Source organism: Lactococcus allomyrinae (assembly GCF_003627095.1).
Taxonomy (GTDB): Bacteria; Bacillota; Bacilli; order Lactobacillales; family Streptococcaceae; genus Lactococcus; species Lactococcus allomyrinae.
On the sequence record NZ_CP032627.1, the window covers coordinates 1,073,205 to 1,095,097 of the forward strand.

Sequence of the window (21,893 nt, forward strand, 5' to 3'; positions counted from 1 at the left end):
ATTTAATATTGGAGACTTGACTATTCTTTAATTCCTAGTAATTGTTTGATTTGTTGAACTTGTAATTTTGCATATTCTTGTGGATTTGTTTTTTGGAGTTCTGCAAGTTGTACTGCTTTAGCTGGATTTGCCTTTAGTTCAGCTTCCATTTGTTTTTGCATTGCTGGAGCTTCTTTTGTCAACTTTTCAACTTGCTCTTGTGTCAATACAAGCCAAGTATCACGTGGTACGGAAACAACTGAATGTTGTTTGACTAGCTCATTTTGTTCTCCTCCAAGAGAAAACATCATTTTCATGAAGTCTGATGAAAATTTACGATGGATTGCTGTTGTTGTCACTTTGGCAGTATCAATATCTGCTAACTTATAAGTTGCTGTTTTTTTAACAGCTTCAACAATATGTTTTTCATCAGGCTTGAAATTAGTATCTGGTTTTGCTTGATTTGCTTCATTTCGGAAAACTAAGACATAGTTATTTGTATTTTTACCGATTTCGGCTTTAATCATCATACCATAGGGTGCATTTTTATCACCTGCAGTGTAGATTTGATGGCTGGTCACACTTGTTACTTCTTTCATACCAAAATTATCTTTGATATGTAGTGTCAAAAGTCCTACAGAAGCTGCAAGAAGGAGAATTGAGATTCCACCAACTGTCCATCGTACTGTACGATTTTTTAGAAACATAAAACCGTAGAAAGTTAAAATCGCAAATGCGATAATTGCTATAAAGATGAGCATTATTTCATTTCTCCTTTCATTTCTTCAGTCTTTACTTCTGTTGCGGTTCTTCCGCCTGCAAGCACTTTTCCGCTACGCAAGAAGAATGAAACGATGAAACCAATAATGGCAAAAGCAAAGCCAATTGCAAATGACGCATGATACCCTGTTAGCATCGCATTAATTGCTTTATCTGCATATGCGAGAGGATTTGTCACTTTAAGATGCGCTGCTGGCATATGATTAGTAATTACATTTTGCGCAACTGATGAAAGTAGGGCGACAACGACAGATGAAGCAACTTGACGTGCCGTATTATTTGAAGCTGTCCCTTGTGCTACTTCTTGGACAGGCAAGGCATTCATTGCAGAAGTCATCACAGGCATCATAACCATCCCTACACCAAACATACGCAAACCATAAAGCAGAGTTACAAAATGGTCTGGTGTTGTAGCTGTAAAGAAGAGAAAGGGCAAAGTACCAATTGCCAAAATAGCGAAACCAATTTGCGCTAGACGTTTTGCACCAATTTTATCATAAATTCCACCTGCGAGAGGAGCAACTACAGCCATCATCAATGAACCAGGTAATAAAACCAGACCAGAATCAAGTGCTGATAAACCGTGCACTTCTTGCATATAGAGTGGCAACATCATTTCAACACCCATCATTGCCATTGTGACTAAGGCAGCCGCAATAACAGTAAGTGTAAACTGTTTAACTTTAAACACTCGAAGGTCGAGGAATGGGTCAGACATTCGAAGCTGTTTCCAAGAGAAAATACCAATAATGATAATCCCAGCAGCAATTGGCAAGATAACATTTGTAAAATCTCCCCAACCATCAGTAGCAACATTGGTAAATCCAAGAAGGAAAATACCAAAACCGATTACTGAGAGGACAACTGAAATGAAATCAAGTTTCATCGGACGATTCGGAATGACGTCACGCATAATAAATATTGATAGTACAGCCGTAATCCCTACGATAATCATTGGAATCAGGAAGATTGTTCTCCAGCTCGCTGCAAATGTCAAACCAAAGAAACTAAGTTTATGGACGATGAGCCATCCAGCATAAGTTGGTCCAATCGCTGGAGCAAGCATAATAACGATACCACCTGCACCCATGACTGCCCCCATTTGTTTAGGGTTAAACATATTAACTAAGGCAACTTGCATTAATGGCATTGTCACACCAACGGCACAAGCCTGAAGGATACGTCCTATAAGGAAAATTGACCAGCTTGATGTCGGAGCACTATAAGATAAGAACATTCCACCAAAAAGTACGATATATGCCGCAACATAAAGCCAGCGTGTTGGAAATTTTGTAGCTAGATAAGCTGATAATGGCACCATAATCCCATTGGCAAGCAAAAACCAAGTCGTTGATTGTTGAGCGGTTGACATTGAAATACTAAAATCTTTCATCAATGTAGGGATAGCCGTTCCGAGTGATGTTTGCATTAACATCCCTCCGAAAGTACCGATAAAAATTAAGATAACCATAGCAATTCTACTGAATTTTTTACCATGAATATCAACTGTGTAATCTTTTTCCATTACATCGGTCATTTATTTTTCTCCTTTTCTTCTTGAGCATACTTCATCCCAATTTCAATGAATAATTGGAAATTTTCGATGAAGCTCTGTGTTCGTTCTTCACCCATTTCTTCAAAGATTCTCGCAATATTTTGGATAAATTGACAACGCGAGGCATCTGCTTTATCACGTCCTTTGCCAGTAATACTTACCAAAATCTTACGACGGTCTTCACGAGAGATTTCTCGCGTAACCAATCCTTTTTCTTCAAGGTTGTTCAAAATGGTTGCAACACGCGCAGTGCTTGTCCCTGTATATTTTGCAATATCACTCGGCAAAATATCTTTCCCTGCATTTTTATAAAGATAAAATAGAACTTGATGTTCTCCTTGTGTGTAACCATTCATTCGGCCCCACATTTTCACCTGCTCTTTACTTTTTAGGGCTTTAAAGAAATTTTCAGCCAATTGATTATAATCCATTTTTCACTCCTCCCTAATGGCGATATTTATTAACGACGTTAATCATTATAGTCTGTTTACTTTTTTTGTCAAGAATAAATGTTGACTTTTTTAATGAAATCTGTATTTTTAAGATTAATTTAGAGCCTTTTTGACGTATTCCCATTGTTAATATTGTTATCTTTGTGAAAAAATAGGCAAATGTTTGACATTGTTCCAAATAAGGTATATAACTATTCTGAGAATATTTCTCAATTTAATGTCGAGGTGTTTTAAGACAAGTCTGACATGACAATTGAATCAATATTTTTATGAAAAAAGGAGACCTTAAACCTTATGGAAAATTCAACCCATCAAAGCCATTTCCGTACTTGGAAATCTGGTAAGTCTTGGCTTTATGCTGCTACGGCATTGACCGTACTTGCTGGCGTCGCTGTTACTGCTCCTACAGTCATAGTACACGCTTCTACACCTGATGTTGTGGCTGGTGCTACTAGTGATTCTTCATCAAGTAGCAGTAGTACATCAACGACTACCACTACTTCGACTGCAACGACTAAACCTGCCACTACTCCTAGTGCTTCTACTTCAAGTGTCACGAATACCTCATCGAATACGGCAACTGCAAATGTTGCAGCTCAACAAGCTGCCGCTGCTCAGGCTGCCGCTCAAGCCGCTGCCCAAGCTTCTGCTGCTAGTTCTGCGGCAAAAAGTGCTGCGGCTCGTGCAGCAAGTTTGAACGCTGCAAATGCTGCAGTGAATAAATCAATCGCTAGTGCGGTATCCGTTGCTACAAGTGAAGCTAGCGCTACAACTTCTGCGGCAAAACTTGCTTCTAGCTATATCGCTGCGGCTTCAAGTCTTCATGCCACTGGTCAATCCTTGGCTGCCTCTTATGCTACTGCTGAAAGCGCTGCGACTAAAGCTGCAGCTACTGCGTCTGCCGCTGCGGCTTTGGTAACTGCTATTGGAAACCAAATCTATAATGATGCAACAAAGGCTACTGATGGTAAAATCGGGACAAAAGCTGCTGACTTGACAATCATTGCTGATGCAAATACTGGTGCTTCTCAACAAAAATTAGCTGCTCAAGATTTGGTAAACAATGCTGCTTCATACGGTTTGACTGATGCCGAAGTGGCAACTTATACTGCTGATGCTGCTTCATTTGCTGCCATCTCAGCTCCTCTCGAAGCACGTTATACTGCTGCTCAATCCGCTGCAGCTGCGGCTTCAACGGCTGCTGTAAATGCTACGGCCTCCGCGGTTGCTATTGGTAATAAAATCCAAAATGATGCAGACAATGCTCTTGTAACCTCTAATCCTGCTAAAGCTTATGCTGATGCGACTACTGGCGCTTCACTTCAAGCTGAAGCTGCAATGATTCTTGCTTCTAGTGCAGCCGTTGTTGCTCAACAAGATGCGGCTAAAGCAATCGCAGCTGGTTCTACTGCTGTGAAATTGGTTAACTCTGCTACTGCGGCTGGATTGACTCCTTCATACTCCGCTAATGCAAGCATGGTTTCTGCTGCATCTAGTGCTTATAAAGCTGGTCAAAGTCTTGTAGCTGCTGAAAACAAAGCCATTGCTGCGGCTTCATCTACTGCAGCTTCACAAAAGGCGGCAAATAAAGCGGCTGAAGCAGCTTACGTTGCGGCAAACTCAGCGGCTTACGCTGCAGCTTCACTTGCTGCTGAACAAGCTGGAGATGCCTTGTATAACGATGCAACCAAAGCGGTTGATGGAAAAGTTGGTTCAAAGGCTGCTGACTTTGCTATCCTTGCTGATACTTTGACTGGTGCTTCTCAACAACGTGAAGCGGCTGAAGATTTGATGACCAATGCTGATTCATATGGTCTTACTACCGACCAACTGAACTCTGTTACTGCTGTTGCACAATCTCTTGAAGCCTCTTCTTTGAATGGATCTATCGCTGCTCTTGAAGCAACTTATGCTTCTGCAAATTCGTTCTTGACAAGCTACAATGCTGAAATTGCTTCATTCTCTGCAAACCAAAATGCAATTGAAGCGACTGGTTCAGCTGCTATATCAGCTGCTTATCAGAGTCTTGCTGCTGCGGCTACTGGATTCTCAGACCCTGCTGGATTTGCTCCTGCGGCCAGCTATGCTGCCAAAGATGTGAAGAAAGTTAATGTACCACTTGCTACGGCTGCTGATTTCTTAAGTTCTTCTAAAGGAGTTGTCGCTGGTGCTGCTAGTGTTGGTCTTCCTAAGACTGGCGAAGCTTCAAACGCTGGTTTGTTCTTTGTGGGTGCTGTCTTACTCAGTTCTTCATTAAGCCTTGCTGGTGTTGAAATTCGTCGTCGTCACAATTAGTCAGAATGTGCGTTTTAAATCATCCATCTCTTAGGATGGATGATTTTTTTATGAAGAGTGTCAATAAATGAAGATGAGAAAATATCGTTGGTTGATTGTGCTTTTTATCCTTGTTTTTGTTTGTGCTGCGGCGCTTGGAAAATTTTCTTTTAAAACGGAACAGCAGTTAAAGATTCAGCAGAACAAAATAAAAAAACAAGAATTAAAAGTCTTGCATGAAAAACAAGAACAGGCTGTAAAGGAGCAACTTTTAGATCAAAAATTACTGACGAATGCAAAAAATTTACTGACAGAATACGAAAAAAATCCTGTCAGTGCTGATAAAATGGCTGACACCTTGTCAGCATTGCCAAAATCAAAAGAACGAACAAAATTACAGGCAAAATTTGCGGAAGTAATGTCTGTCAGTAACTGGACAGCTTTGGTTGAGAATGATGCTACGCAGATTATCCTGTCAGCAAATGCTGCGGCGAATCATGGACAAGCAAATTTTTATAGAAGTACTGTTTCAAAGGAAATTGAGGATGCACGCACAGAATGTCTATATAACAATAGTATTTCTGAAAAAGGAGTGCTCAGACAGGCGCATAATTACATTCCCAATCCCGGAATGCAAAACATTGCCGCAGAAAATGGGCAAACTTATCTGTTCACTAAAGCTGGGGCAAAGCAGTTGGCAGAAGATTTGACTAACAGTTACCTCGCAGAGAAAACAGGCTATGATGCACTCATCAAGGCGGGATACACTGCAGCGCAAATCCAATATGATGATGCGAAAGTGACTGTCGGAAAAATCATTTATAGTTTTAAGGGGATGGATGGCTCTGGTTTTGAGCATTCTGCTGACGGTGGGGTTGTGGGGCATTATCTTGCTCTGGTCAATCAAAATCCAGCTCAACGGATGAATCGCTTCTCTGTAGGAATTTATTATAATGTTGCGCATGAACAAGCTTTTGAAACGGTTGATTTTTATCTCCCTCAGACGACAAAAGTTGATAGCTGGCACTGAAAATATTGCTGACCATCTGATGAAGATTCTGTCAGTCTTATTGATTATAGAAAGATGAATTTATGATTCCGAATTTTTCAGAATACAACATTTCTAAGCGGCATTTCGCTTTAGGAACAAATATTGATTTGACGATTTTTGGTACAACTGATAAAAATATTCTTGATGAGAGCTGTCAGTTGATTGACGATTTCGAGGACAAATTGACCGTCAACCGTGCGGAGTCTGAGGTGATGGATATCAATCATGCGGCTGGAATTCGACCTACTCAAGTTTCTGTCAGTACTTATGATTTGGTCAAAATTGCCGTTTTGAAAAGTCAAGAACATTTCGGCTTCAATGTGGCAATCGGTCCTTTGGTCAAATTGTGGCACATTGGATTTTCTGACGCACGAGTCCCTACTGACAGCGAAATTCAGGCACGCAAAGCTCTTATTAGTGCTGACGATATTATTTTCAATGACAAAGCACTGACCGTTTTTCTTCCGCAAAAAGGCATGGAGCTTGATTTAGGTGGGATTGGCAAGGGCTATATCGCCGACCGTGTGCAAGATTATTGGCGAAGTCGTGGCATTGCTTCGGGAATTATCAATCTTGGTGGAAATCTTATCACAATGGGAACTGCTCCTCAGCACACTGACGGACTCTGGCGAGTCGGCGTACGCAATCCTCTAATTGCTGACAACACTCCGATTGCCGTGATCAGCGTTCCTGCTTGCTCTGCCGTAACTTCTGGCATTGCTGAACGGCATCTTGAAATTGACGGCAAAAGTTATCATCATATCATAGATCCTGAGACGGGCTATCCCCACGACAATCAACTTGCAAGCATTACCGTTTTCTCAAAATATTCAATAGACGGTGAGATTGAAACCACACGTTTATTCTTTTCTAATGGTACACTGCCAGATTGGGAAACACAAAATGATATTCTCTACGGCGCTTTATTTGCCTATCGTGACAAGACTTTAGAAATTGTTGGATTGTCAAAAAATGATGTTCAAATCATTGATTCAAGCTATCAGTGGAAATCATGAACTTCTGTCAGTATCATCCAAGCTTGTAAGCACACTGACAGAATTTTTGTCAGTAAAAATTGACCAAAAATAAGGAAAAACAAATGAAAAAGAATATGAATTATTTCGTGAATGAAAATATTTTCACACTTAATTCTGGAACTGAGTTCTCAGCTGCAAAACGACTTCAACTCTTTAATAATCACGGTCTACCTGCAAGATTACTCACTAAAAATTACAATTCGCAACTTGCCCAAGACGCTGCACGACTCAATATTGAAATGGCTGATGTCCTCAATATGTATAATTATTTTCAAGAAACGCTAGATGTGCCAAGTCAAGACATTGATGTGCGCTACATTGAAGCAATTGACAAAAGCTATTATCATATCGAAAGCCTAAATCCTAATGAATCCGTCATCAAATATCACGGAAAAATTATTGGAAAAGTCCTGATAGCCCCTGCAACCGTTGGCTTAGTAGGTGCAATAGAATACTATACAGACCATCTCGAACTCATGTCAAAAGACATCTGGGATAGACGTGGTTTCAAATCTTGCACCCAATATTTCCTTCCTGATGGCAACCTAGGAACAGAAGTTTTCTATGATTTACAAGGGCAGCCTAAACTCGAAATCAGCCACATGAACATCAACAATGAGCTGCATCCCACACTTTACAAGCTTATAGACTATAAGGGAAAAGCCTATATGTTCAGCACCGAAGAAGAACTTTTTCTCTTTTTCTTAAATGAAGTTGCTGCTCAAGAAAATGCTGTGTTCATCAATGACCGCATTTCTCTCGCCCCAACCCTCATTCAAGTTCAGGGCGCAGTTGGTAAATGGCAATATCTCCACGAAGCCCATTCGCCCAACCAAATTCCTGGTACACCTGTGCAAGTCCAAGATTATCTCCGTCCACTTTTCACAAGTTTTATCCCTTTTCTTGATGGCATCATCGTCCCCACCCAACAACAAAAAATAGAAATCAATAAAGTTTTCCGTTTCAAGCGTGTGCTTGCCTTACCAGACACTTTTTCCGAACACATCGACAGAGTTTCACACCAGCTCTCCGAACGGAAATGCAATGAAATAATCGTCCTTGGTCGGCTCGCAGAAGAACGAGGTGTCATGGATTTAGTCGAAATTTTGACACAAATCAAGCTTCAAAAACCTGAAGCCGAACTCGTTTTTTATGGTTATCCCTCGCCCGCAAACATGGAGAATCTACTCAAAGAAGCGTTCAAGCAAGCAGGTATGTCTCAGTTTGATGTCCATTTCAAAGGATACAAATCCAGCGATGAGCTAGCTGAACTTCTAAAACAAGCAGCGTTAGTCATCAACCCAGCTCATGCTGAAAGCTTTGGTATCGCCACACTACAAGCCATGAGTTACGGAGTTCCAATCGTTGCCTATAAGGTAAAATATGGCACGCGTGAACTCATTGAACACAAGAAAAACGGCTGGATTGTTCCACTCGGCGAAGTTGAACAATTTGCCGACGCTGTCGTCACTCTCCTATCAGACGCTAAACAATGGACAGCTTACTCCCAAGCAGCTTATGAGAAAGCCCAAACATTTAACGAAGAACAAGCGTGGCAAAAATGGGAAGAAACACAAATTACAGCTGAAAATCTCTTTGTCAAGGAGGTCAACCCATGAAGTTCTTTATCAACTCAAGTTTCAATGAACAAAATTCAGGCATTGAACACGCCCAACTCAAGCGTGCCAAGCTTTTTAGAGACCATAAAGAAACCTTTAAACTTGTTTTTCGTGATTGGAATCCACGACTCCACTACTACCTCAATAGTGTTGGTATCAGTGACAGCGAAACGCTCAATATGTTTGACTATTTCCAAAAGGCAGAGTCCGTTACCGATCGAATATTACAAGCCAAAGATTTAGACTTTGGACTTCAAAACTTAACCTACATCAAAGATGATAATCTACCACTTTACTTGGTTTTTCAAGGTGAAAGTCTTCTTGCACGTGTGCGCTATTTTCTCGAAGATAGCAATGAAAGAGTAAGCATGACTGAGCTTTTTGATGGTTTTGGAAACCTTTACCGTGTCAATCATTATGATTTCCGAGGTTTCTTAAGCCTCAGTCAATGGTATACTCCTGATAATAAAGTCGGAACTGAAATCTGGTATGATTACTCTGGAAAGCCTGTTCTAGAGGCATTCAATCGCTATAATGGTCAGGGTGAATTTTTGCAAGCTGGCTGGCGTTTAACCGCTGCCACCTCTCCTGCAATCTACAGTTTTTCAACTCTTGATGAACTCACGCAACATTTTTTCAATTTAATCAATACCGATTATTGGTCCGAGATTGAGCCAAATATTTTTGTACTTGACCGCACTCATTTGGGAGACTGGAGTCTGTTATCCTTAGAGCAACCTGCTTATACCGCTTTACACTTACACAATTCTCATGCTGGTGATGCTCAAAATCCCATGCACTCCGTCCTCAATAATTTTTATGAATACAGTCTAAGCAATGCTAACCAATATGATGCCATCATTTCAGCTACCGAAAAGCAAAGTCACGATGTCGCAGAACGCTTTGCACCAACCTGCAAACTCTTCACAATTCCTGTCGGTATGGTGGATAAAGAAATTCTAAATAGCCCACACGTCCCTATCTCTGAGCGTTCTATGAATATTTTAATGACCTGCCGCATTGCACCTGAAAAGCGCATTGACCATGTGATTCGTGCGATCGGACTAGCTCAAGCTACAGTTCCCAATCTTACCCTTGATGTCTATGGCTATGTTGACCACCGAGATGATGACGAAGCACTGAAAGCCATCAATGCCGCCATTTCTGAGTTCAATCTACAAAATAAAGTCAAACTCCACGACTATGTTGACAACGTAACTGCTTTGCAAAAGGATGCGCAGGTCTACGCTCTAACCTCTGTCATGGAAGGTTTTAACCTTTCACTTTTGGAAGCCTTGAGTAACGGAATGGTCGGCGTTACTTATGATGTAAACTATGGTCCAAATGAACTTATTATTGATGGAGAAAACGGCTTTATTATCCCATTTGATGACATTCAAGGATTAGCAAATAAATTCATCACATTGTTCAATGACCCAGCCCTTTTACAAACCATGAGTGAGCATTCCTACAAACTTTCTGAGCGTTACTCCGAAGAAAATGTTTGGAAAGCTTGGCAAGATTTGATTGAAGATGCCAAACACAAAGACTTGAGCTTTACTCATAAGGTAACGAAAGGACTTGGAAATCAACTACTCTCTTGAACAAACTGACTAAAGAAAAAATCATAACCTTAAAATATTGGGGTTATGATTTTTTTTACATTTTTATCTGTAATTACTTTACCACTTCATAAAAACAGCGTTTTGGTGAAGTAAGCACACCTTCTTTTTTTAGCTTAGCAATAACTTTTGAAACTTCTGATTTTTCGATACCTGTGATTTCTGCCACAGCTTTCGCATCCAGCATTTCTACTGAGTTTTGGAAAGCTTCAAGTACCAGTGCCTTATTATCCATGAATGTCTCCTACAGACTAAATATATTTTAAAAACAAATTTATTTTATCAAAAATTTATATTTTTTTCATACATTACAATTTAGTTAAGAATATCTCCTTTTGATTTAGCAATTTTTTCACGCCATTTCTGGATTGCTTCTGGACTTTGTTTCTTCCAATCATGAATTTCATCAATAATTTTTAAAGGTTGACTGCTTCGATAAGAGCGGGTTGGATTTCCTGGAAATTTTTTATCTGTCACATTTGGATCATTTTCAAAATCACCCGTTGGTTCAACTTGATAAACTCTAGGCTTTCCTTGCCCTCGTGCTAACTCTGCTGCAAATCCTGCACCATCTGCTAGTGCCGTAAAATAAATATGATTCATGATGACTTTCGATTGATAATTTGATTGAAAACCTGCTGTCAGCAAATCCCCAATCTGTAAGTCAGCTTTTGTTCCATGATAAAAAGGCCCAGCATCCAATATTTCTGTCATTTCATCTCCAAATTTCCTGTCAGTCATCTCTCACTGATACTGTAATATCAAAAGCAAACCTATACTATACCATTTAAAAAGCTGTCAGCATACTGACAGACTTTTATATATAAAATTTAGGCATCAATCGTTGAATATTGCGCATTTTCTTCTATAAATTCTCGACGTGGCTCTACTCTATCCCCCATCAACATATCGAAAATTTTATCTGCTTCTGCTGCATCTTCAACGGATACACGTGCCATTAAGCGACGTTCTGGATCCATTGTCGTTTCCCAAAGTTGATGATCATCCATTTCACCAAGCCCTTTGTAACGTTGAACAGTCGGTTTTGTACGACCTTGCGCCCAACGTGCAAGTGCTTCTTGCAATTCTTTTTCTTGGTTTTCTCCAGGTTGGATATACTCTTTAGTTTCTGAGCCGACCTTAATTCCATAAATCGGCGGTTGAGCAATATAAACATATCCCGCTTCAACAACTGGACGCATATAACGATAGAACAAAGTCAGTAAAAGAGTACGGATATGCGCACCATCCACGTCAGCATCAGTCATAATCACAAGCTTATGATAACGCGCTTTCGACAAATCATAATCTGCACCAAAACCTGTTCCCATCGCTGTAAACAATGAACGGATTTCTTCGTTCGCCAAGATTTTGTCCATCGTTGCTTTCTCAACGTTCAAAATCTTCCCGCGAATTGGTAAGATGGCTTGAAATTCACGGTTACGTCCTGATTTTGCAGAACCTCCCGCTGAATCTCCTTCGACGATGAAAAGCTCTGTTTGCTCAGGATTGTTTGATGAGCAATCTGCCAATTTACCTGGCAAGTTTGAAATTTCTAATCCTGATTTTTTACGTGTTACTTCACGTGCACGTTTCGCAGCAATACGCGCCTTGCTCGCCAAAATTCCTTTTTCCACGATTTTCCGTGCAACTTGAGGATTTTCCAGCATAAAAGTTGTTAACGCCTCGGCGAATAATTTATTTACAATCCCTGTAACTTCAGAGTTACCGAGTTTTGTCTTAGTTTGTCCTTCAAATTGAGGGTTGGGATGTTTAACAGAAATTACAGCCGTTAATCCTTCACGCACGTCATCTCCTGTGAGATTATCTTCGTTGTCTTTGAGGATTTTGTTTTGTTTGGCATAGTTATTAATCACCCGTGTCAATGCTGTCCTAAACCCCTGTTCGTGTGTTCCACCTTCATGGGTATTGATATTATTGGCAAATGACATCACCACTGAATGGTAGGTATCTGTATACTGCATGGCAACTTCGACTGCAATGCCATCCATTTCCCCTCAGTAAAAATCGCAGGTTCAAAAATCACTGTTTTATTTTCGTTGAGATATTCAACATAAGACTGAATCCCGCCTTCATAGTGAAAAGTCGCTTTATTTTTTTCATTACCTTCACGTTTATCAGTGATAGAGATACGCAAACCACGGTTCAAAAATGCTAATTCTCGTACACGAGTTAACAGTTTTTCATAATCGAATTCTGTTGTTTCAGTAAAAATTTCTGGGTCTGGTACAAAATGGACAGTTGTTCCACGATGATCCGTTTCACCAATAATTTTTAAATCGTCTGCAACGATTCCTCGGTGATATTCTTGATAATATTTTTGTCCATCTATGTGGACAGTCACGTCAAGCGTCGTTGATAAAGCATTGACAACACTAGAACCAACACCGTGCAGTCCTCCTGAAACTTTATATCCGCCACCGCCAAATTTACCTCCAGCATGCAAGACAGTAAAAACAGTTTCAACTGCTGGCCGTCCCGTCTTTTCTTGGATGCCAATAGGGATACCACGCCCGTCGTCTACAACGGTCACTGAATTATCTGGTTCAATGAAAACCTCAATATGATTAGCAAAACCAGCAAGAGCCTCATCTATGGAATTATCCACAATTTCCCAAACCAAATGATGCAGTCCTTCTTTTGAAGTAGAACCGATATACATCCCCGGACGCATCCTAACTGCTTCAAGTCCTTCTAGCACCTGAATTTGGCTGGCATCGTAGGCATCAGCAAGCATTTCTAAATCTTTATTTTCTTCGTTCAAAGTTAACTCTCATTTCTATGAAAACTTGTTTCTATTATACCATAAAATGACATTTTTTGCGAGGTTCTGAGTAGCTTCAAATCGCTGTATCATGCTTTTTTCTCCTTGTATAAAAAAAGCAAACTTTGATTGAAGTTTGCTTTTTAAATATTTATTTATTAATATTTTTTCGTCCATGAACAATCCACGGAAGATACATTACCAACCAAATTACAGCAACTAAAATCACCATTCCTAAAATATAAAAAGATCCAAAGATGAGAGCGATTGGTTCTAACGGACTTCCTGCCACTGGTGTTTCAATGTAGAAAAAATTTTGATGCCATTGTCGATTAAGTATAGACACAATTGGAGTCATAATGAGTAAAAACACAATGACACGCCAAAGTTGACGCCATTGAGGTTGAAACTCTTTGGCAATCATCCGCATCAATACATAGCTAACAAGTAACGTATGTATGATGAAACTCTGCCAAACAAAGAGATTTATGAAATGATTTGTTACCCAATCTGGTGTAAGTAATGCTGCAATCGCGCCAGGTAAAGTCAGACTATACATTAGTTCACGACTTGTTTTATTGCTGCGAAATGCATCATAAGCGACAATAAAGATACCAATACCACATAATTGAAACGGCAAATCCCCAAAAGTAAACTGTCCTGTGATTGAGAGAACAATATCTTTAAAAACTTCTAGCAGTAAAATACTACTTGCCAAGATTACCCGCAATTTATTGCGATTTATCAAACTCGCTCTGAAATAATAACGACAAATAAAAAAACTTATCACTCCTAGAACACAAAGTGTGATGATGTGAGTAAGACTAAACAGACCAAATCCTGGACCTTTTGCGTTTGCATTTGAGACAAAAAATGAATTCATAACACTTTCTATACTAATTCTATTCAATCGCTCATCTTCTGCTTAATAATCCATATTTATAAGTTTATATCGGCACAAGACGTAATTGTTGATATTAGTCCTGAATAATCTCGCGCAGAGACTGAATATGACGTGTCGCTTTATCTGAGGTCAACTTGGCATCAAAAAAAATAGTAGCGATTCCTGCAGTACACCCAGCTTCAATATCAAGTGCTCTGTCACCAATCATTACTGTTTCTGAAGGGATGAGCTGATATTTTTTAATCAGATAATTAATGGAATCTGGTGCCGGTTTTCTCTTGAAGCCATTATCAGAGGTTACAACTTCTGTAAAATACTGTTCAATTTTTGCCGCTTTCAAGATGGATAGAACTTGATTATTACGATGTGAAATCATAAAATTGCGCTGACCAGATGCTGCAAGTAGCGACAGAACATCTGCAGCACCATCAAAAAGAATTGGCTTTTCTAAAACCTCTGCTTCTAACTTTTTATAAGCTTCTAAAAAGCCCGGAACATCATTTGCAAATTTTTCAACGGCAAACGCAGTTGAAATTTTCAAAGCATCGTAAGCTTCTGTGTGTAAAATAACACGTTCAGCAAGTTGCCAAAGTGTTGCTGCAAATGCATGACTAGAGCTTTCATAATTATCTAGCAAAGTTCCGCCCAAATCCCAGATATAATTTTTATAGTCCATGTTAGTATTATAACAAGATATAAGCCCGACTGTCCAGAAGTAATGAAAAATAGGTAAATTTTCGCCTCTGCTCAAGGGTAGGTTCAAAATTTCATCTTTTTTCACTTACTTCTAAAAGGGTAAAATCAATTACACAAGGTGTGTGCACGATTTGCAAGAACTGTCAGTATACTGACAGAATATTTCTTATGCTTGTTCTGATTTTGACAATAAAATAACCGAAACAATGACAATAATAATCGCTACAATTGACAAGGGTGTCAACTTTAAACCAAATAGCGGAATACTGACAAAAACTGAGGTTAAGGGTTCTGTTGCCGTTGCAACCGAAACAACTAATGGTGAAATCAACTGATAAGCTCGTAAGAGCAAAAGAAAAGCCACTGCTGTCCCCACTATAGAAATCGTCAAAATATAAAAAATAGCAAGTGCATCAACGTGAAAATCAATACGCCAAACAGGATAAAAAATATTACTTCCAACACCTGCCAAAAACATTCCCCAGCCCGTCATGTTTAACGCACCATATTTGTCCAGTAGTGGTCTGGGCACGATTGAATAAATCACAACTGCAACAGCAGCTAACAAACCTGCTAACAGCGCCATTGGACTAATAGATAAACGTCCAACATTTCCATTTGTAATCAGCAAAAAAACACCTAACATTGCTAAGACTACAAAGATAACTGATTTAAACTTTGGGATTTGACGACGAAAGATAAGTAAATAGAGCATAATAAAAACAGGTGCTACATATTGTAAAATCGTTGCCGTTGCACTATTAGAGAGTTGTATCGCTACATAATAAAAATATTGTACCGAAAAAACGCCACCAAAAACATATAAAAATAGAATTGGCATATTTTTCTTTGATTTCCAGACATCAAAAATTCGTTTACGACTCCTCAACATTGACATCCCAAGCAAAATAATACCCGCCACTGTCAAACGAGTCGATGTAATCCAAAGCGGATTTCCATGATAATCTCGGAAAAATAATTGACCAAAGATCCCTGATATTCCCCACATACAGCCCGCAATCACTGCAAATAGAGTTCCTTTAAAAATACGTTTTTGAACATTCATTTTTTCATTATATCACAAGACATGAGCGACATCATGAACAAAAAAATGTAAATAAAACGAATAATATTCAGCTTGAATATTAAAGTAAAAAAGCTGGTAAATATCCAGCTTTTAGACACAAAATTTATGATTTACCTATAGATTTCAGCTGCTCTAAAGTCTTTGCTTTGTGATTCCTCTTGTAGTTTTAGTCCGGAGCAGCTTTCTAAGGATGAGGCTTCTTACTTTTGCAACACTATCTCTTTATCAGCGACATGATTGATAAATGCTCGGTCATGCTCAACGACAAGTAACGTTGGTTGAACATTTTTCAGCAAGCTCTCAATCTGTTCATGGTTAAAAACATCGAGGTAGTTTAACGGCTCATCCCAAATATAAAGTTGCGCAGTTTGCGATAAAGCTCTTGCTAACTCGACTTTCTTTTGCTGACCTTGACTCATTGTTTCAATTTTTTGAGAAAAAACATTTCGCTCCATCCCAAGTTTTTTGAGATTTGCTAGAAAAAGTTCAATGTCCAATTGATTTTGAACAGCAAATTCTCTCAAAAATCCTTCGTTTTGATAGTTCTGTCTGACATATGCCACTGAAATATTATGAGCCACAGTCAATAGACCATGTGTTTCTCCTTCAAATGTACCACTCAAATATTTGATTAAACTTGATTTACCAGCACCATTTTTGCCCGTAATCGCAATAATTTCTCCCTGATTTAACTCAAAATTTAATGGTTGAAACAGTTTTTCACCATCAAAACCCAGAGAAAAATTCTCCAACCTCAGAAGCACTTTATGGTGCGAAGCGACAAAATTCATAGAGAGCGGCTCAATGTGTTCAATATTTTTTAGCAATTTTTCCTTATCCATTATTTCATCGTTCATTCGTTTTTCGAGATTTTTCGATTTTTGCATCATATTTGCTGCTTTTCGACCAATAAATCCTTTATCTACTCTCTTTGTCTCACTATCAAAACCTCTATTTTTTCGAGATTTTGTTGCTTCAAGATTTCTTGACCAGGTCTCTTTCTCACGTGCTGTTTGCTTTAAACGTGAAATATCTCTACGTAATTTGACATCTTCTGCTAACTCAAACTCATCGCGAAGTTTTTTCTCAGCTTCATAGGTTGAAAATGTGCCTTGGTAAAGACTAATTTGTTGCCGCTCAATCGCTAAAATATGGTCACAAACTTGATTCAAAAAATCACGGTCGTGCGAAACAACAATGAACCCCGACTTCTTCTTCAGATAATTTGCAACTGTTTCTCGACTTTCTATATCCAGATGATTCGTTGGCTCATCAATCAAAGGAAAATTTTGTTGTTCCAAAAACAGCAATGCCAACAAACACTTGGTCTGCTCTCCACCAGATAGAGAACTAAATGGTCGCCATAAAGCATCCAAATCGACTTTCAAAAGCGTCAATTCCCGTTCCAATTCCCACTGTTCAAACTCTGTCAGTGCTGACAAAGCATAAAATGTGAGTTCATCCCTATCTGTCAGTTCCTGCGGAAAATAAACAAATGTTTTGTCAGTGCTGACAGGACTGTCAGATTTGATTTCACCTTGTAAAAGTTTCAAAAGTGTTGACTTACCTCGTCCATTTCTTCCGACCAACCCCAATTGCCACTTATCATCTATATTAATTTGTGCATGGTCAAAGATTAACTCTGCACCGTATCCGAATGTTAAGTTTCTTAATTCAATATTCGACATTTTGCCTCCTTATATCTGTGAAAGGAAAACAAAAAGCTCCCTTTCCCTGTCAAGCATTCACGACGAGAAAAAAAGCTCAAAAATGGCGCTACAGCGCTCTTGATTGAACAGTCTTTTCCAAATCATGAATGCAAAAAATCGCTGACAAATTTCTGTCAGTACCCATTTTCTACTTTTCATGACTTAGATTTTCAATAGACCGTCCTCCGATATTTTTATAAAATTAGTATAGCACAAACAAAACAAGACTGTCAAGATAAAAACTTGACAGTCTTATTATTTGCTTAAAACACTAAAATCAATGCAGTTCTTAACATCATCTTAATGGAATTGCATTCCACCATCAACAATAATCGTTTGACCCGTGATATAATTTGAGTCTTCTCCAGCAAGGAAACCTACCACATTAGCCACGTCTTCAGGCTCTGACAAACGTTTCATTGCAATATCTTTTGCAAAAGTTTGCATGCCCCATTCGTCATCTTTACCAGCGTTTTTACCAACTTGGTGCGCAATGTCAAACATCATTGGTGTCTTAACGATACCAGGTGCATAAGCATTGACCGTGATACCTTCCTCAGCCAAATCACGCGCTGCGATTTGCGTCATTCCACGAACAGCAAATTTAGATGAACTGTAAAGCATGAGGTTTGGATTGCCGACAACGCCAGCTTGCGAAGTCGCATTGATAATTTTACCACCATGATCAAGTTTGCGGAAAATAGCAGTGGCTGTTTGAGTGCCCCAAAGAACACCACCCACATTGATATCATAAACTTTATGGAAAAGTTCTGGTGTAATCGTTTCGATAGGTGTTGTTGGTGCAATCCCAGCGTTATTAACCACAACATTCAAATCACCAAATTTTTCGACCACAGCATCAAATGCTGCAACCACTTGTTCACGATCTGAAACATCCGCTTTCACTGCAAAAGCATTTTCGCCAAGCTCTGCCGCTGCTTTTTGTGCTGTTTCTTCGTTGTAATCAACAACAGCAACTTTGAATCCATCAGCATACAAACGTTTTGCGATAGCAAAGCCAATTCCTTGACCTGCACCAGTAACTACTGCAACTTTAGACATATTTGTCTCCTTCTCCGTTGTCATTTCTCATCAATCAAAAGTGATTAAACAATTCTTGATATAGAAACTTTCATGTGAATGGTTGTCATTTTGGCAATCAAACTTTATCCGTGAATATTATCACAACTATAATTTAGCACTTTGGTACATAAAATTCAAGAATTAATTACGTTAAAACCATATTTTATACTTCCTATAAAAACAGAGAAAAAACTCTCTATAAAAAGAGAGTTTTTTCTGTTTCAAAATTATTCTCCAACAATTTTATCAACAAAACTTTTCACTTCTTTGACTTGATTTTCTTTCAAATCACCTCCAGCAGGAGCAAAAAGTGAGAAACCTTGATAGGATAGTTTCAAAAGTAAAGATTCACTATTAACCTTAATCCCCTTTTCCTTTGCAGCTGCCTCTATTTTTTTTATCGTAGCCCCTGAGAATTCCGCAGTACTAAAAGCAACAATCTCTTTTACTTTCGTCCCGTCTAAACTTGCCAAAAATTCTTTTAATTCTTTTGTAGGTGAATTAAACAACACACCACCGCCCACAAAGAGAACATCTACTTCTTCGGTAATAGGTTCATACGCATGAAGCGCTTTCACCCCAACTTTATCAGCGATAACCTCTGCTACAGCTTTTGTATTCCCACCACGTGATGCATATCTTACTGCATATTTCATAAAATTAAACCACTCCATTCCTGATATTTTACAGCTTAATTTTAGCATAATATTGCAAAATTGTGCAATATTTCAGCCTCACTTTTGGCGCCGTTGTTTTCTACTTTGCAAACTTTCACGACCTTGCTTTCTAATATCTGCAAAATCAGGAAGTTGATTATACTTCATTGACAACACAAGACCTAAACCAATGATATTAGACATCAAAGCTGAACCTCCTTGAGAAATAAATGGCAAAGGAATCCCTGTCAACGGAACTACACCAATGGCTGCACCAATATTTTCAAAAACATGAAACAAAATCATCATGATAATCCCTGTTGAAATATAGGTATAAAACTGGTTATTTGACTTAAATGTAACCTGAATCATGCGATAAATCAAAATGAAATAGAGCAAAATAACAAAAGTCGCACCAATAAATCCAAAGTCTTCAGCAATAACAGTGAAAATCATATCTGATTCGCGAACAGGAACATTGACATTTGCCACACCAATCCCTTTTCCCCAAAGTCCACCACTACCTACAGAAATTAGCGATCGTGCTTGCTGCAAGCTAAAAGTTTGAGCATATTCGAAGGGATGAAGCCACGCGATGAAACGATTGACCTGATACTCAGCAAAGCTTGTTTTCTCCAAGAATTTTTGCCCTTCTGGCAATGCAACAAGTGCTACTATACCACCCGCTACTGCTGCTACAAATAGAAAAGCTGGAACAATAATTTTCCATGATACACCTGCTACTAAAACAACACCAGCAAAAATCATGACAAATACAAGGAAAGTTCCAAAGTCATGTTGAAAAACAGATAAAACCGCAACTGGAAGTGTAGCGAGAAGCAATCGACCAATCAAACGAAAATCATCTTTTAAAACTCTTACCTTTAGTTTGTTCTGAAAATTTACCACAATGCGTGCCAAAAACAAGATATACGAAAGTTTCATAAATTCTGATGGCTGAAAGAGATTTCTTCCTCCAATAGCCAGCCAGTTTTTAGCACCCGTATTGATAAATGTCGCCTCATTGTAAAGAAAAATTGGTAAAACCATAAGAACAAGACCCAAAATATAAAAAAACGGGGTCAAATTCCAAAGAAATCGAGAATCCATATGCATTACAATTACTGCAACAAATATCCCGACAACAATCCACGTTCCTTGTTGAACAACCATTTGAGTTGCAGTACTCGGATGATCGTGAGTCACTGCAACATATAACGCATAGAGCCCAATCAATATTAGCATAAAAGCAGGTAGGATTAATCCATAATCAATCCTTGAATCAAATGAAAATTTATTTGTTTTCTTTTTTTTCAAATCTAGCTCCAGTCAGTTTTATAATATTGTTATTTTTATGATGAATTATCTATTATGAGAAGTTGAGTGAAGTTCTAATCTCTCACAGTATCTATCGTCATTTCATTTTTAGCATATAATTTAGTAGGTTATACAAATCCACTCTATTATACAATTTTTTGAATAAATTTGGGTTTCTTTGAAAATTTTTCATAAAAAAATACTGAAAGTGGTTTCAGCATTTTATAAGAAGTGCTCTAAGAATCCACCACCAAAGATGAGAAGATATGAATAGAGCAAGATTGGAAGAGGTTTACAGAGAATCATCGTCCAAATCAAAAATCTCCAAGACATTTTTGTTTGGCTTGCAATCAAAACGAGCGCATCGTCTGGAGCAATTGGTGATAAAATCAGCAATGCAAAAATGATATTAAACTGTTTTTGACCTTTATTGAGCCAAGCCATATACCTGTCATAAGTCTTCTCTTTGACAAAAGTTTTTACAAGGGAAGCTCCATATTTTCGTCCAAAATAGAATAAAAGAAAGGAACCTGCCACAATACCTACATAGTTATAAACAAAGCCCCATACCGGCCCAAATATCATCACTCCAGCAGCCATTGTAATTCCTCCAGGAATGATAGGAACAATCACTTGGATAACTTGCATACATAGGAAAATGATAGGTCCTAAATAGCGGTGCGCAATGATAAGTTGTTGTAAAATTGCCTGATTTTGAAAAGCACCCAATCGCCAGAGATAAATCCCCCAACAATGGTTGCAACAAAGCCGAGTATGGTAATTGCATTAAAAACTCGTTTAGTATATTTTAATACATTATCATTCAAAGAAAATCCTCACTTTTGGCTAATTTTTATGTTCTTTTAGATAGGCCTCGTTTTCTTCAACCCACTTGGGAAGTTCTTTTTCTAGTGATTTGAAGCCGATTTTATCTCTCGGGTCAGTAAAATGTTTTTTTCTATAGAAATGGTGAATCTGTGGACTCTTTTCTAGACTGCGAATTGACAGGCTAATTTTTCCATTAAATTCATCAATATCTATAATTTGTGCTTTTAACTTTTGACCAATCTTAACAATGTCATGAATTGTCTTAACATAGCCTGATTGAATTTCGGAGATGTGAATCAGCCCTTTTTGTTCTATTTTCTCACTGACAGAAGTGCTAGAGGCGCTGTCAGCACTGACAGAATTTCTGTCAGTAAAAAATTTTACAAAAGCACCATAATCTTGCATGCCTACTACTTCAACTTCAACAATATCTCCTATTTTAGGATGTGTAACTGTCAT

General features: G+C 38.6%; 18 protein-coding genes and 2 pseudogenes. 5 read left to right on the top strand and 15 right to left on the bottom strand.

The genetic code is table 11. The features are described 5' to 3' along the window. Nucleotides 1-20: 20 nt before the first annotated feature. From D7I46_RS05105 to D7I46_RS05115, 3 genes are read right to left on the bottom strand one after another with little or no spacing between them, the layout of a single operon-like run. Nucleotides 21-740, bottom strand: coding sequence for a DUF4811 domain-containing protein (locus tag D7I46_RS05105; RefSeq protein WP_120771912.1), 720 nt, complete (start codon nucleotides 738-740; stop codon nucleotides 21-23). Continuing rightward, nucleotides 740-2,296 (bottom strand): MDR family MFS transporter, encoded by a 1,557-nt coding sequence (locus D7I46_RS05110; protein ID WP_120771913.1) that lies wholly within the window; start codon nucleotides 2,294-2,296, stop codon nucleotides 740-742. The genes D7I46_RS05105 and D7I46_RS05110 overlap by 1 nt, the downstream gene beginning before the upstream one ends. Beyond that, nucleotides 2,293-2,745, bottom strand: coding sequence for a MarR family winged helix-turn-helix transcriptional regulator (locus D7I46_RS05115; RefSeq protein ID WP_120771914.1), 453 nt, complete (start codon nucleotides 2,743-2,745; stop codon nucleotides 2,293-2,295). The genes D7I46_RS05110 and D7I46_RS05115 overlap by 4 nt, the downstream gene beginning before the upstream one ends. A 315-nt stretch (nucleotides 2,746-3,060) precedes the next feature. Between D7I46_RS05115 and D7I46_RS05120 the strand changes: the two genes are divergently transcribed. From D7I46_RS05120 to D7I46_RS05140, 5 genes are all read left to right on the top strand, one after another. Further along, entirely contained in the window at nucleotides 3,061-5,061 is a 2,001-nt protein-coding gene (locus D7I46_RS05120) for a KxYKxGKxW signal peptide domain-containing protein (protein WP_120771915.1), read from the top strand. Nucleotides 5,062-5,128: 67 nt separating this feature from the next. After that, entirely contained in the window at nucleotides 5,129-6,070 is a 942-nt protein-coding gene (locus D7I46_RS05125) for an OB-fold protein (RefSeq protein WP_120771916.1), read from the top strand. A 62-nt stretch (nucleotides 6,071-6,132) separates the two neighbouring features. Continuing rightward, on the top strand, nucleotides 6,133-7,107 hold the full coding sequence (locus D7I46_RS05130) for an FAD:protein FMN transferase (RefSeq protein ID WP_120771917.1): 975 nt from the start codon (nucleotides 6,133-6,135) through the stop codon (nucleotides 7,105-7,107). 95 nt (nucleotides 7,108-7,202) lie between these two features. Continuing rightward, nucleotides 7,203-8,747, top strand: coding sequence for a glycosyltransferase (locus D7I46_RS05135; protein WP_120773296.1), 1,545 nt, complete (start codon nucleotides 7,203-7,205; stop codon nucleotides 8,745-8,747). Next, a complete protein-coding gene (locus D7I46_RS05140) occupies nucleotides 8,744-10,351 on the top strand; it encodes an accessory Sec system glycosyltransferase Asp1 (protein WP_120771918.1) in 1,608 nt (535 codons plus the stop codon). Before D7I46_RS05135 ends, D7I46_RS05140 begins: the two co-directional genes overlap by 4 nt. Before the next feature lie 73 nt (nucleotides 10,352-10,424). Here the strand turns inward: D7I46_RS05140 and D7I46_RS05145 are convergent, their stop codons facing one another. The 12 genes and pseudogenes from D7I46_RS05145 to D7I46_RS05200 all read right to left on the bottom strand — a co-directional run bounded on the left by D7I46_RS05145 (nucleotide 10,425) and on the right by D7I46_RS05200 (nucleotide 21,893). Then, nucleotides 10,425-10,604: a MarR family transcriptional regulator gene (locus tag D7I46_RS05145; RefSeq protein ID WP_120771919.1), complete on the bottom strand. Its 180-nt coding sequence runs from the start codon at nucleotides 10,602-10,604 to the stop codon at nucleotides 10,425-10,427. A gap of 80 nt (nucleotides 10,605-10,684) precedes the next feature. Continuing rightward, nucleotides 10,685-11,110, bottom strand: a complete 426-nt coding sequence (gene arr, locus D7I46_RS05150; RefSeq protein WP_420844008.1) for an NAD(+)--rifampin ADP-ribosyltransferase — start codon at nucleotides 11,108-11,110, stop codon at nucleotides 10,685-10,687. Nucleotides 11,111-11,199: 89 nt separating this feature from the next. Beyond that, nucleotides 11,200-13,154 (bottom strand): annotated as a pseudogene (gene gyrB, locus D7I46_RS05155) (DNA topoisomerase (ATP-hydrolyzing) subunit B). A 151-nt stretch (nucleotides 13,155-13,305) separates the two neighbouring features. Then, the gene (locus tag D7I46_RS05160) at nucleotides 13,306-14,037 is read right to left on the bottom strand and encodes a YwaF family protein (protein WP_120771921.1); all 732 of its coding nucleotides are present in this window, start codon (nucleotides 14,035-14,037) and stop codon (nucleotides 13,306-13,308) included. A gap of 94 nt (nucleotides 14,038-14,131) precedes the next feature. Next, complete coding sequence (locus D7I46_RS05165) at nucleotides 14,132-14,734, bottom strand: HAD family hydrolase (RefSeq protein WP_120771922.1); 603 nt, start codon at nucleotides 14,732-14,734, stop codon at nucleotides 14,132-14,134. Nucleotides 14,735-14,920: 186 nt separating this feature from the next. Further along, nucleotides 14,921-15,820 carry a DMT family transporter gene (locus tag D7I46_RS05170; RefSeq protein ID WP_120771923.1) on the bottom strand — a complete coding sequence of 300 codons (900 nt, stop codon included), beginning with the start codon at nucleotides 15,818-15,820 and terminating at the stop codon, nucleotides 14,921-14,923. A 221-nt stretch (nucleotides 15,821-16,041) separates the two neighbouring features. Continuing rightward, a complete protein-coding gene (gene abc-f / locus D7I46_RS05175; RefSeq protein WP_120771924.1) occupies nucleotides 16,042-17,529 on the bottom strand; it encodes a ribosomal protection-like ABC-F family protein in 1,488 nt (495 codons plus the stop codon). A 321-nt stretch (nucleotides 17,530-17,850) separates the two neighbouring features. Next, entirely contained in the window at nucleotides 17,851-18,612 is a 762-nt protein-coding gene (locus D7I46_RS05180) for a (S)-acetoin forming diacetyl reductase (protein WP_120771925.1), read from the bottom strand. A gap of 248 nt (nucleotides 18,613-18,860) precedes the next feature. Further along, nucleotides 18,861-19,289, bottom strand: coding sequence for a flavodoxin family protein (locus D7I46_RS05185; protein WP_120771926.1), 429 nt, complete (start codon nucleotides 19,287-19,289; stop codon nucleotides 18,861-18,863). A gap of 78 nt (nucleotides 19,290-19,367) precedes the next feature. Beyond that, nucleotides 19,368-20,606, bottom strand: coding sequence for an FtsW/RodA/SpoVE family cell cycle protein (locus D7I46_RS05190; protein WP_120771927.1), 1,239 nt, complete (start codon nucleotides 20,604-20,606; stop codon nucleotides 19,368-19,370). A gap of 222 nt (nucleotides 20,607-20,828) precedes the next feature. After that, a pseudogene (locus tag D7I46_RS05195) lies at nucleotides 20,829-21,433 on the bottom strand (TVP38/TMEM64 family protein). 19 nt (nucleotides 21,434-21,452) lie between these two features. Further along, nucleotides 21,453-21,893: a S1 RNA-binding domain-containing protein gene (locus D7I46_RS05200; protein ID WP_120771928.1), complete on the bottom strand. Its 441-nt coding sequence runs from the start codon at nucleotides 21,891-21,893 to the stop codon at nucleotides 21,453-21,455.

Bases quoted from the DNA above. Each gene is read 5' to 3' on its own strand.
- D7I46_RS05105 (WP_120771912.1), bottom strand. From the start codon at position 740: ATGCTCATCTTTATAGCAATTATCGCATTTGCGATTTTAACTTTCTAC.
- D7I46_RS05110 (WP_120771913.1), bottom strand. From the start codon at position 2,296: ATGACCGATGTAATGGAAAAAGATTACACAGTTGATATTCATGGTAAA.
- D7I46_RS05115 (WP_120771914.1), bottom strand. From the start codon at position 2,745: ATGGATTATAATCAATTGGCTGAAAATTTCTTTAAAGCCCTAAAAAGT.
- D7I46_RS05120 (WP_120771915.1), top strand. From the start codon at position 3,061: ATGGAAAATTCAACCCATCAAAGCCATTTCCGTACTTGGAAATCTGGT.
- D7I46_RS05125 (WP_120771916.1), top strand. From the start codon at position 5,129: ATGAAGATGAGAAAATATCGTTGGTTGATTGTGCTTTTTATCCTTGTT.
- D7I46_RS05130 (WP_120771917.1), top strand. From the start codon at position 6,133: ATGATTCCGAATTTTTCAGAATACAACATTTCTAAGCGGCATTTCGCT.
- D7I46_RS05135 (WP_120773296.1), top strand. From the start codon at position 7,203: ATGAATTATTTCGTGAATGAAAATATTTTCACACTTAATTCTGGAACT.
- D7I46_RS05140 (WP_120771918.1), top strand. From the start codon at position 8,744: ATGAAGTTCTTTATCAACTCAAGTTTCAATGAACAAAATTCAGGCATT.
- D7I46_RS05145 (WP_120771919.1), bottom strand. From the start codon at position 10,604: ATGGATAATAAGGCACTGGTACTTGAAGCTTTCCAAAACTCAGTAGAA.
- arr (WP_420844008.1), bottom strand. From the start codon at position 11,110: ATGACTGACAGGAAATTTGGAGATGAAATGACAGAAATATTGGATGCT.
- D7I46_RS05160 (WP_120771921.1), bottom strand. From the start codon at position 14,037: ATGAATTCATTTTTTGTCTCAAATGCAAACGCAAAAGGTCCAGGATTT.
- D7I46_RS05165 (WP_120771922.1), bottom strand. From the start codon at position 14,734: ATGGACTATAAAAATTATATCTGGGATTTGGGCGGAACTTTGCTAGAT.
- D7I46_RS05170 (WP_120771923.1), bottom strand. From the start codon at position 15,820: ATGAATGTTCAAAAACGTATTTTTAAAGGAACTCTATTTGCAGTGATT.
- abc-f (WP_120771924.1), bottom strand. From the start codon at position 17,529: ATGTCGAATATTGAATTAAGAAACTTAACATTCGGATACGGTGCAGAG.
- D7I46_RS05180 (WP_120771925.1), bottom strand. From the start codon at position 18,612: ATGTCTAAAGTTGCAGTAGTTACTGGTGCAGGTCAAGGAATTGGCTTT.
- D7I46_RS05185 (WP_120771926.1), bottom strand. From the start codon at position 19,289: ATGAAATATGCAGTAAGATATGCATCACGTGGTGGGAATACAAAAGCT.
- D7I46_RS05200 (WP_120771928.1), bottom strand. From the start codon at position 21,893: ATGACAGTTACACATCCTAAAATAGGAGATATTGTTGAAGTTGAAGTA.